At 34.2% G+C, this 12408-nt stretch carries 10 protein-coding genes; 2 read left to right on the top strand and 8 right to left on the bottom strand.

Annotated elements, in window-relative coordinates:
* Positions 1–22: 22 nt before the first annotated feature.
* Together J6569_RS01800 and J6569_RS01805 are read right to left on the bottom strand one after the other, a co-directional pair.
* Complete coding sequence (locus tag J6569_RS01800) at positions 23–2746, bottom strand: hypothetical protein (RefSeq protein WP_296317341.1); 2724 nt, start codon at positions 2744–2746, stop codon at positions 23–25.
* Entirely contained in the window at positions 2743–3441 is a 699-nt protein-coding gene (locus tag J6569_RS01805) for a DUF1266 domain-containing protein (RefSeq protein ID WP_065590581.1), read from the bottom strand. Before J6569_RS01805 ends, J6569_RS01800 begins: the two co-directional genes overlap by 4 nt.
* Before the next feature lie 240 nt (positions 3442–3681).
* Between J6569_RS01805 and dolP the strand changes: the two genes are divergently transcribed.
* Positions 3682–4260 carry a division/outer membrane stress-associated lipid-binding lipoprotein gene (gene dolP, locus J6569_RS01810; RefSeq protein WP_296302108.1) on the top strand — a complete coding sequence of 193 codons (579 nt, stop codon included), beginning with the start codon at positions 3682–3684 and terminating at the stop codon, positions 4258–4260.
* Between the two features lie 42 nt (positions 4261–4302).
* Here dolP and csdE read toward each other — a convergent pair whose 3' ends face one another.
* From csdE to J6569_RS01835, 5 genes are all read right to left on the bottom strand, one after another.
* Entirely contained in the window at positions 4303–4698 is a 396-nt protein-coding gene (csdE, locus tag J6569_RS01815; protein WP_296302106.1) for a cysteine desulfurase sulfur acceptor subunit CsdE, read from the bottom strand.
* A gap of 68 nt (positions 4699–4766) precedes the next feature.
* Entirely contained in the window at positions 4767–5978 is a 1212-nt protein-coding gene (gene csdA, locus J6569_RS01820; protein ID WP_296302104.1) for a cysteine desulfurase CsdA, read from the bottom strand.
* Positions 5947–6825: a U32 family peptidase gene (locus J6569_RS01825; protein WP_034911249.1), complete on the bottom strand. Its 879-nt coding sequence runs from the start codon at positions 6823–6825 to the stop codon at positions 5947–5949. Before J6569_RS01825 ends, csdA begins: the two co-directional genes overlap by 32 nt.
* Positions 6826–6910: 85 nt before the next feature.
* Entirely contained in the window at positions 6911–7906 is a 996-nt protein-coding gene (locus J6569_RS01830; RefSeq protein ID WP_296301243.1) for a peptidase U32 family protein, read from the bottom strand.
* A 717-nt stretch (positions 7907–8623) separates the two neighbouring features.
* Entirely contained in the window at positions 8624–9715 is a 1092-nt protein-coding gene (locus J6569_RS01835) for a DUF695 domain-containing protein (protein WP_174799208.1), read from the bottom strand.
* 693 nt (positions 9716–10408) lie between these two features.
* Here J6569_RS01835 and J6569_RS01840 point away from each other — a divergent pair.
* Entirely contained in the window at positions 10409–10981 is a 573-nt protein-coding gene (locus tag J6569_RS01840; protein ID WP_296317343.1) for a hypothetical protein, read from the top strand.
* A 202-nt stretch (positions 10982–11183) separates the two neighbouring features.
* Here the strand turns inward: J6569_RS01840 and dnaJ are convergent, their stop codons facing one another.
* Positions 11184–12311 carry a molecular chaperone DnaJ gene (dnaJ, locus tag J6569_RS01845; RefSeq protein ID WP_085165593.1) on the bottom strand — a complete coding sequence of 376 codons (1128 nt, stop codon included), beginning with the start codon at positions 12309–12311 and terminating at the stop codon, positions 11184–11186.
* Positions 12312–12408: the final 97 nt, after the last annotated feature.

Consider the following 12408-nt stretch of genomic DNA (forward strand, 5'->3'; position numbering starts at 1 on the left):
AAAAGGGGAGATTACTTGTCGTTTACTTTTCTTTTTCCTTGGTAATTTCTTCTACTGGTGGTCCAAAACGATTGGTTTGTTTAATTCCTGGAAGCCTAAATGGCCAAAAAGTCCAAGGAATAACCAATATTGATATTAAAGAGTAGTAAAAGTAGTAAAAGAATAAAGGTTGTCCTTTATAACTGTCATTTAGGCGTCTCTTTATAGCAAAAATCGTGTTAGCTGCAATAATAAAACAACCAATCTTAGAAAAGATTGGACTATTTAGCTCAAAATAATTGCTAAGTATGGACATTAATCCTAAAAGTACAAAATTACAAAGTAATTGTGTAATCAAACCTTTTAGATTTGTTCGTCCATTCCAACGCCAAAACTGCCACCATTTATTTTTAGGTAATGCCTGTGAATTCAGTTTTTTTTGATTTTCGGCATTTTTTGCTATAAGTGATGCTGCACAAAGCCGTAAGACTAAATCATTGTCGCTGGTATTTTTGAACTCGTCTAGCATTGTAAGGTCGTCTTCATCACATATACCGTAAGAGTTAGATAAACGTTTAGCAATGGTCACTATTTCATCAACTAGTTCGGTGTAATTGTATTTTATTTTATCATCAGATGATAATGACTCCCAATTTTTTTGTAGAACTGTTGATACTTTTATTAACTCTTTATTATCGCCAGTAATATCTTGTAACATTTTATTTAATTTTGTTTTTTGATCGGGCTTATTAAATACTATGGTGTATAAAATCATCAAGTAGAGAGGGTTTTGTTTCGCTAATTTAGTTTGCCATACTTGTTCAAGTTTTTGCTCAATTTCTTTAAAATCAATGCTATCAGGTGTATCATCAATATACGATTCAATTGAATTTGGATAATTTATTAAAATGCAATCAATTAACTTACTGTCATTGTTAATCAGATTATATAACTCTGTTTCATTTTGCCAGTTTCCTTGTTTAAAAATATTAATAAGAGGAGATAGCAAATTATCATCCGGTAGTTGGAATGTATTATTTTCAGTTTGAAGATATTTGGCCGTTGCAAAGGGTTGACTGGCAATTGATATAACTAATAAACAATTACGATACCATTGCCAATAGGCATTTTTATTACTTGAACAGATAGAAGCATCTGGAGGAGCGGGTAATTTGTAAGGTATTCGTATTGTAAGAAAAGCTACCCAATCATACATTTCCATATATGAATACTCTAAATTATTATAAAGATGAAACATGGCAACATAAGGCAAATAATCAAGCCTATCTAGCCATAAACGACAATACAAACAATGATTATCTTCAGAATTAGGATCAAATTTAGCTGGAATAGGCGCATTTTCATCACTATCATATAGCCAAGCTTTAAACTCTTGTACGGGCGGTAGCTCTGATAACCATGTTAGGTTTTGTCCTGCTTGCCTTTGTAAATTTTGCAAAATAAATTGTTCAAATGGATCATCGCTGCGTTCATCAAGGATTTCTTGCAATAATCTTTCATTACCGTGGCGAAGCATGATGGCATGGCGATATAAGCGATACAATCGATTGGTACCGTCATCAAGTAACAGCATGGATAAAACTTGTCTATAATTCCAATTTACATTTAACGCCCAATCAATAAAATTGGCTATTTCAGGGGAATAATCACTAGCCTCAAGTTCCGCCAATCGTGAAACAGTTGTTGCTGTTAGCTGAGGTATTGCATTTAAATAATTTTCAGTGTTATCTATATCAATACAGTAAGAATTATTAAGGGCCATGATTAATAATGGGAAATAATCTTTATTATAATATTCGCACCAACCAGCTATCCAGCTGGCTGCTTTATCTTGATAATGACCAGAACTATAAAGATCTAGCCAAGATTGTAAGGACTCTTGCTTATTATCAAGTAGCGTATATTGAATAGCGGCAATATATTTCCATTCGATAATGATATTTTCATCTTGATCATTTTGGGAAATACATTTTAAAGCGTAATCCAAAATAGCTTGATTTTTTATATTAGCTATACAATGCCAATAGGAAAATTTAAGCATCAAATTTTTATCATCAGGAAGATAAATGACCGTATCTTGTGATAAGAATGCATAAATATCCTCAGATCTACGCTCCCAAAATAACCACCTAGTATAGTACATATAATCGATAGTTACATTTTGCAGTGTTTTACTTGTTGTCGGTAAATAGGTGTAATTGAACAAATCACCACGATCAATATGATTTAAATAATTATCATACTTTTCAAAATCATCGGTAAATTGAATCATTAGCAGTTGCCGCCAACGTAAACTATCGGCTAATAGTTTGACACATGACTCTGATATATTTTTTGATTCATAACTTATTTCTAACAATCGCCATTTTACAGAATCAATAACTACCATTGAGTAGTCATAAAATGAACCAATAAATTTTTGCCACTCGTTAACATTAAAACAGCGTCGAGGATCATCTAATAATGTTTGATAAGCCTCACAAATTTCATTGGCTTTAAACTGTTCTTCTGTTAAAGATACTGATACTTCTTGTTGTTGTTCTGATTCAGACTTAGGTTCATCGACCATTGTTTCGGGCGATTGTGCATATTTTATTGCTGACTCATAGGCTTCGCGTAATGCTTTAAAACCATCGGGATCAGTTTCAGGATGATATGAAGGTAATTGTGCTCGATATGCTTGACGAATAGCCGCTTGATCGGTTGTTTTTTCAATGCCTAACAGTTGCCAAAAATTTTCATTCATGACCAATCATACTCCATTAGTGACTCAGGTTTTTCTAGTTCTTCAATATCTATATACCAAGATAAACGATTATGTGGGGCATCTTTATCTTCATGTAAATTTGCCATGGTATGAGCGCGTGATGCTCGAGTCAATTCGCAACGTAATGTTTCTAAGTCTTCTTTGCTATTGAGTGATATCCAATATTGATAGCCAACAAACCAGCCTGAAAAGTAATGGTGCCAGTTTCTATAATAATATTGACAACGGAGTCCTATTCGAGAAAAAACCCATAAGGCCTCTTGTTCGGTGATATATTTATTAGTGATACCATTTCGTAAGATATATCCCATTCGAGCATAATCCCAACTACGGATACCTGCAGTACCGCACACAGGAAAGGTTTGTTTGACAAAATCAAGCAAAACTTTTTGATAGTCATCTTGTTCTTGATAATGGTCACACCAATCAAATTCGGAAAGTCGAGAATACATCAAATAATATTTAGACAATGCTGAAGCGTGCCCATCATCAACCATGTCGAACACACAGTTAAGTAAAGTTTCACGGGAATCAATCCCCCAACTCTCTTTCATATCAACAAAATCTCGATCTGGATAAAAAAATGGCGAAGTATAACTTGCTCCATTTTCTATGTTTATTACAACCATTGGTGCAGATAAACCATATAGCCAATCGACACAATCTTGATTCATATTTGTATTCCAATCATCTAATTTATTTTATTTATTATCAAAAGATAGCAGATTTTACACTAAAATAACAATTGAAATTCAAACAGAAATCTATGGTATGGTTAAGTTTAATAAAATATAAATACTGCTATAAGCTAGCATAAATCATAAAATTATTTGCAAATCAATATCTACAAGGCATAATACAAACAATTTATTGAAATTTGATTATTACAGAGTAATAAATCATAAGGAGTTATAGTGAAAAAAGTTAGCTTAATAGTAATGTTAATTTCTTGCTCATTAACATTACAAGGCTGCGTTGCTGCCTTTATAGGAATTGGTGCAGGGGCTACGGCAAAAGTTGCAACCGATCCTCGTACTGCGGGTACTCAAGTTGATGATACAACACTTAGTTCACGCATGAGCATGAAAATAAAAAATAATGGACCATTTTTTATTGGTTCTCGTATTGTTACTAGTGCTTATGGTGGTAATATTCTGTTAACTGGACAAGCAAATAATGAACAAGTTGAAAAAGCTGAAAGTCTTGCTTACCAAGTTGAAGGGGTAAAAAAAGTCTATAATCAAATTCGTATTGGAGAGCCTGTTGGCGCAGGGACTATTACCAATGATACTTGGATAACGACTCAAGTTAAATCTCAGTTAGTTTTAGATGCCAAAACAAAAGCTCGCAAGATTAAAGTAGTAACTGAAAACGGCGAAGTTTTCTTAATTGGTATTGTTACATCAGAAGAAGGTAAAGCAGCAGCCGAAATTGCAAGTAAAGTCCGTGGTGTAAAAAAAGTTATCACACTATATACGTATACTGAAGATTAAATATTGACTATATAAAAGACAGGGGCGAATTAGCCCCCTTTTTTATACAACTGATTTAATACGCTCAATTAATTTAGTAACCCCTTGCAAACGAGATTGGCTTAACTCATCAGAAATTTTCAATTGGCTTAATAAGGATTGAAAATCGAGCGTTGCAATTTCTTGCGCTGTTTTATTATTAGCAACAATAATTAAGATTGCCAATAATCCTTTCACTATTCGACCTTCACTATCACCACTAAAAACATAGGTATCATCTGTCTGTTTTTGATAAGTCAACCAAACTCGGTTTTCGCAGCCATTGACTTGATTTTGCGCTGTCTTTTGCTCTTCAGGAAAATCAGGCAATTGCTTTGCTAACATCACTAACTGTCGATAACGATCTTGCCAATTATGTTGCTTTGCGAATAATTCGGCTAAGTTTTGCTGTGATAGCATAATATTGACCTATTTACGGTTAAATGTTTGTAAAAAAGTTTCAGGAAACTATACGTTTCAGTATAAAATCACACTAATATTTCAATTACATTTTGCAATACTGAAATAAATTTTTCCACATCTTGCTGATTATTATATGGCATCAATGAAACACGAACCGCTCCGTGGCATCCTAATTTATTCATCAAAGGCTGGGCACAAAGCTCACCAGTACGGATGGCAATATTTTGTTCACTTAACAAAATAGCAATATCATTATGATGAATATTATTGATATTAAAAGTGATTATCGGGCTATCATCCACACTATAAAATTGAATATCGGCAAATTGGTTTAGTTGTGATTTTGCATAATAAGCTAGCTGTTTTGTGTAGTTTTCAGCTTGCTTATTATCCCAACTTTTTAACCACTCAAGTACGGAATTAAAACCAACAATACCTGCAATATTAGGCGTACCAGCTTCAAATTTATAAGGAAGATCTTCTTGAATAAAATCATCAAACGAAGCGCTTTTTAGCATTTTACCGCCACCATGCCAAACCGACATTAGCTCAAGTAATGCCTTTTTACCATATAAAACGCCAAGCCCCGTTGGACCATACAATTTATGGGTAGAAAAGGCATAAAAATCGATATCTAACTGGTTAACATTAATTGCATGATGAACAACACCTTGCGCACCATCCACCACTAAAACCGCATCATATTGATGAACAATGTTGCTTATTGTAGCTAAATCAGGGCAAAATCCAGTGACGTTTGACATTTGAGTCACTGCAACAATCTTGGTCTTAGCTGACATTAACGACGATAACTCATTAACATCCGACGACCACTTAACGACTTTAGCCCCCGTTTGCTTAGCCACAATCAACCAAGGTAACAAATTACTATGATGCTCTAATTCACTCACAATAATTTCATCGTTGGGTTGTAACAACGATCGAGCATAGCTTTGCGCAATTAAGTTAATTGACTCGGTTGCACCTCGTGTCCAGATAATTTCAGCACTACTATTAGCGTGAACCAAATCGGCAACATTTTGTCTTGCCTTATCAATTTTTGCAGTTACTTGCAAAGCATCTTGGTATAAACTACGTTTTGCAGTAGCAGTATTCTGGGCATAATACACAAGTGTCGCATCAATCATTGATAGCGGTTTAAGTGCTGTTGCTGCCGAATCAAGATATACGCTTTCACTATTAAGTGCAGGAAAATTTGCCCGAAACTGTTCAGGCAGAAAATGCTTATTGGGTAAGTTCAAGTCCAGCAATCCCATTCCAGTAACCATTACAATCTCGGTTATGTTCAATTTGTAGTGGATTTAATCCATCTTCGTTAGCTTTAAACTGCTTAATAATATCAAGTGTTTCAATACCAAGTGGTGAAATCCTAACGATATCAACCAATCCTTTCATCTCTTTTAGATTATTTCCCAAATTGTAACAATAACCGCTTTGAGTCTGAATGCCGTTTAACACAAATACTTTCTGTTGTTCTTGTGAAAACACCTCACGTCCAACAGGATACTTAATACAACAAGTTTCGCATTTATCTTTAGGCTTATCTTCCGATCTTGCGGTAAAACAGCGAGCTGAATAAGCTAAAGGTAAATAACCATAACTAAACACTTCAACTTCAAAATTTCGTGCGATATTTAAACTCTCAAACTGTTTAAGCACATTACTCAACCAATCACGAGAAAGCTCAACCGGCATACACCAGCGAACCATACCTTGTTTTTGTAATAATTTTAGAGTTAAAGCGTTATAACAGTTAATAGCCGGACCTGCAACAAAGGGTAATTTATGCTCATGCGCAACATTAATGGCAGCTAAATCGTTTGCTTCGACTAAAAACTCCCCATTATTAACCAATTGCCGTAAGTCATTTAATTCTGATGGTGCTTCAAGTAAAGCTAATGTAGAAAGCACTACCTGTTTACCGGATTTAGCGATCTCTTTTGCTAATTCAATCCAGTTTGGTACTTTCATTTCACGGCGCTTGGTACAAACCGTTTCGCCCATATAAATAATATCCGCTTGACTCTCTTTAGCGGCGTAATAAAACGCTTCTGTTTCAGTTTTAGGCCAATAATAAAGCACTGGTCCTAATGCGTATTTCATGGTTTTGCTCACTATATTTATGTTAGATCTTTCTCAATGATTTACGTTGATGCTGTTAGCACATTACCTATTGCTAACTCACACCTTATTGCCATTTACGGTGATAAGCGCCTAATGTTGTTTGTGTGCCTTCTGACACCGAACCAAGCGTATCGATCCAGCGTTGTTCGGCTTTGAATGATTGCGGATTGGCTTTATAGCGATCGATGGCTTGTCGCCACACTTTAGTGACTTGCTCAACATAAGCAGGGCTACGCTGACGGCCTTCTATTTTGACTGATGCAATATTTGCGGCAAACAGTTCAGGCAATAGCTCAATGGTATTCAAACTTGTTGGCTCCTCGATCGGATGATAAAGCTCATCTCCAACAAAATAACGACCTTTACATAGTGTTGGATAGCCAGCATTCTCACCTTTCTTATGACAATCAATTAACACATTATTCAGCCTTGATTCCAGTCCTTTTTCGGTCTCTTCCCAACGAACAAATTTGGCAGGCGAACAAGCGCCAACGGTATTAGGGGATTGGCCAGTTAAGTAAGATGACAAATAACATCGACCTTCCGCCATAATACACAAGCTACCAAAAGCAAACACCTCGAGTGGAACGGGGGACACTTGTGATAACTGTTTAACTTGATGCATTGAAAGTACGCGTGGCAAAACAATGCGATGTACCTGAAAATTATTATAGTAAAACTTAATCGACTCCTCATTGGTCGACGACGCTTGTACAGAAACATGACGCTCAAGATTAGGGTATTTTTCAGCCGCATAATCAAGCATAGCAAGATCGGCAATAATTAAAGCATCAGCACCAATATTAGCCGCAGTATCAACCGCATATTGCCAACGCTGAAAATTTTCTGGATGGGCAAAAGTATTAATAGCAATATGCAATTTTTTGCCGTGTTTGTGTACATAATCTGAAGCTTCAATCAATCGCTTTTCATTAAAATTTAAACCAGCAAAATGACGGGCATTGGTATCGTCTTTCAAACCAATATAAACAGCATCAGCGCCATTATCAATAGCCACTTTTAATGATGGTAAAGATCCCGCTGGACAAAGAAGTTCCATAATTATTCCTAACTCAATTTTTATAGTCTATACGCTCTGTATTATGCAATAATTCCGAGTGTAATGCGAATAGAAAGCGGTGGTTATGTTTAAAAAATGGGTAGTATACTATAACCACTGCCGAAAATATGATATGGGTAATTTAACTTTTATAAATAGCGGAAAAAATACAGTGGAGTAGAAAGTTCAGATATCAAACGCTTAAAAGAACTTGAGACCGAAAATAACAAACTTAAACAGATAATTGCCGAATTGAATTTAAAATCACAGCTTCAGGAAGAAATCATAAAAGAATGTATGCCCATCAAGGAAAAAAAACATGGGCAAAAGAACTACAAGCCACTAAATCAATCCAATTGTCATGAGCTCTTAATATTATCAACCTAAGTTATTGGATGATTGGATGATTGGATGATTAATTTAGTATTAAACGATATAGCTGAAAAACATTTACGCTGTGGTTTCCTAATGAAAGTAAGTTTTCCCGACCGATCGGTTAAAAAGTTATCTATTTCAGCAATACAGCAAGCTTCTAGAAAATGTGCTATGTCCATCCAAAACAGGGAAAATGCATTGAGTCCATTTATTACAGAATTTGGTAACCATATAAACCGTCACCTTTAACAGGTAAATACACAAAATTTAGAATAGTATCTCAACATCCCCTGCTACAATAGTTATTGTGCAAAAAAGTATCCATTAATCATAGATACTTTTTTATGCTTGATAACACTCAACCCAGCGTAAGTACTGTAACCAAAAAGGATCGAACTCACATTCAATTTTAACTGATAATGTATTATATCGGTTTGTTATTTGTTTAACTAATTGGAGTACTGACTGTTTATTTCCTACATACCATAGCATATTTCTTACACCTTCACTAAAACTGTTTTGGCAATGAATTCCCCTCTCATCAGCACGTAAAGCAAGATTAATAGCATCTTCTAATTCATAAACAAGTGAAAGTGTCTCTTTACTATCAATATCAACTATAACATTAAGTGCATAACAATAATTTTCATGTCCTAACAAAGAATTAGCCGCTTCATTACGATGCACTAACATTTTAAGATCTGTTAATTCAAATACAATCCATTGATCTTCTTGAATATTAAATATACCGGTATGTTTTAAATCTTCTTTCCATAACCGATCAAAAATAGTTACAAATTGGTTAGCAGGAATTGTGGTAGCACTCTGATCTATCTTTAAAAACTCAACAGCTTCTACTCTAACAGCAAAATCATATTCACCTAATAGATGATCGAGATAGATTAATGCCATCGTTTCTGCCTGTTTTATCATCTCTTCAGGGACTGTCTTAGCAAACATAATACCGATAGATATTTTACGACGACTTTCTTTGTATTGAATTAATAAATCAGTTGCACCTAATGAAAAAGAACTCTCTTTAGATGTTATAACAAATGTATCTACATTATTAATGCGCTGACGAAATGCTTCTACTTCGAAAAACTGAAGATCAGGTGCTTGTCGGAAAATTTCTATTACATATTCGAAGCGTTCAATTTTTCCATCCGCAGTAAAAATAATTTTATGTTTCTTAGTATCCCCTACAGTAATTTCAGCAATGACATCTAACTGATTTTCATCTAATAGATTATTAATATTTTTCATTATATCTAAAATATCAAGTTCATTAAGAGATTGTTCAGAATTTTTTACTTGTTGCCAAAAATCTCGAATCATCGCACTTAAATAATCTTGTGTGCTTTGTTGCTCTTTTGGTGTGTTTTTAATATCAGGTGGTGATTTTTTCCAAAACTTTTTGAAAAACATATACATTATTCTCTTAACTCAATAAAAATCATACAAAAATAGCATTAATAATACACTATATTCATTTAAATTTTATAACTATTAATCATCTAATAAGATAATTAATTAAAATATTAATGATATAATATTCAGCAATATGATTATCAATATTAGACTAAAGTGTTAAATCAATAGCATTATCTTGTTGTAATTTAGTGCTAACTTCAAATTATTTTGAAAATGTTCTAAAAAGATTCAAGATATAGATTTGCCAGTGTTTAGAATTATAGTGCATCACATCCTATCTACTACTTATTCAAGTATTTTATTTAGTTTCTTATTTTTAGTTACTTAATAAGCTGATTTTTTAAATCAGTGAGAGCATTGCTGTTTGTTAAAGCTCTAACTATTTTTTTGAAGAAATTTTTTGGCGAGGATGAGTTATAGCAATTAAGCTTCTGGAGAATATTTTAACATATTGAAAGATTTTTATATTTGTCAGCTTATCCTCGCTTCGTTATCGGCGCATTCTAATGCCAATATTATGATAAAATAATCTTCCTTAAGTATTTCTTTTGTATAAATAATCAGTTTGATTGAGGAATTTATTTTGCTTACTTTTTGCACCATACTTATTTTTTCACTTGCTAGCTTCTAATTTATTATTTTATTAAAATAAAATGATAACTTCATAATTCATTATACTATTCAAACTAAACAATGTTAAAAAAATACTTTTTATTATTCACTTTGTTATTTTGTATCCCAACCTGTTGGGCTGATGTTTTAACAAAAGAGCAGGCGGAAAATCTTGAACTTGCAGGGGTTAAGCTTGGAATAACCGAACTGGAACTGGTTGAATTACTCAAAAACAAATATCACCTTTCTGAAAATGACATAAAAATTAGTGAAATGAAAATGCGATTACCGCCATCAAAAATAGGAAAAAAATCGATAGTCGAAGGCACAATCAAAAGCTATGAAATAACTTTAAATGCCAACAATCAAGACGAAAAATTAACAATTAGACTTGAAGATGACTTAGAGCGTAACCCTACCAAATTAGTTGTGTTCAATGTTTATAAAAAAATGACATACACAGCAGAAATAGAGCAGAAAGTTTATAAAGAATTAACCCAAAAATATGGTAAAGAAGAATATAAAAACATAGTAGGGGATAAAATATGGAGCTATAAACCATACGCTTTACATCTATCCCGAGAAACTGACGGTAAGTTTTATGTCGCAATTTTAACCGAAAAATATCGCAAGCAAAAAACAGGATCGCAGTAAAAACGAAATAGTTGCATAAACGGTTAATTTGGCTAAAAAACACCAAAAACTTTAATAAAGTTAATACCTGCATTAACTAATTTTTGCCTAAAAGTTTTTTGTTTTTGTGAATAAATAGGGATGGGTGTAGAGGTGTTAATGTTGGCTAAAACACGATTGAACAAGTGATTTTACTGTTCAATCGTGCTTTTACTATATCAAATTAACCAAAAAACTTTTTCACTTTGTCAAAGAAGCTTTTTTCTTTGGGACTGTGTTTAGAGTTTTTATCAGCTTTAAAGCTTTCACCTAACTCTTTTAGTAACTCTTTTTGTTTACTGGTTAAATTAACTGGTGTTTCAACTACAACATGGCAGTAAAGATCACCGACAGCATTACCACGCAACGATTTTATGCCTTTACCTCGTAGTCGGAACATTTTTCCTGTTTGTGTTTCAGCAGGAATTGTTAAGCTGACCTTGCCATTAAGTGTTGGCACTTCAACTTCGCCACCAAGTGATGCTAATACAATATTAATTGGAATTTCACAATGTAAGTTTGTACCGTCTCGTTCAAAAATAGCATGTGATTTAACTTGCACTTGTACGTATAAATCACCAGATGGCGCACCATTTAATCCAGCTTCACCTTCACCAGAAAGTCGGATACGATTTCCTGTATCAACACCAGCAGGAATAGTAACAGATAATGTTTTTGTTTTTTGTACTCGGCCTTCACCGTGACATTTTTTACATGGATTTTTAACTACTTTACCACGACCATGACAAGTTGGACACTCTTGTTGCACAGCAAAAAAGCCTTGGCGCATTTGTACAACACCGGCACCATGACATGTGTTACACGTTACCACATCAGAAGGCTTTTCGGTTCCTTGTCCATGGCAAGTATCACAGCTTACTAACGTTGGAACTTTAATTTCTTTACTAACACCTGCGGCAGCTTCTTCTAATGTTAGTGTGATATTGTATTGTAAGTCATTGCCGCGAGATGCAGTTTGTCCACGACCTCGACCACCACCAAAGAAATCACTGAATATATCGTCAAAAGCTCCGCCGCCAAATCCACCAAAGCCTCCAAATCCTCCTGCACCGCCTTGACCTTGTTCAAAAGCAGCATGGCCATATTGATCATAAGCCGCCTTTTTTTGCGGATCGGTTAGGACTTCGTAAGCTTCTTTTACTTCTTTGAATTTTTCTTCAGCTTCGGCTTTGTTATCCTGATTTTTATCAGGATGATATTTCATGGCTAGGCGTTTATAGGCTTTTTTTATCTCACTTTCACTGGCACTTTTACTGACGCCCAATGTTTCATAATAATCTTTCTTCGCCATAATTAACCTTTATTTTTATCTGTTTTCATAAACAACTAAACGGGCTTGAGTTACCTCGCGCCCGTTTAATGTATTACATGTTTAAAACTTGTTGGAA

Origin of the sequence: Gilliamella sp. (assembly GCF_024104075.1) — a bacterium.
Lineage (GTDB): Bacteria > Pseudomonadota > Gammaproteobacteria > Enterobacterales > Orbaceae > Gilliamella > Gilliamella bombi.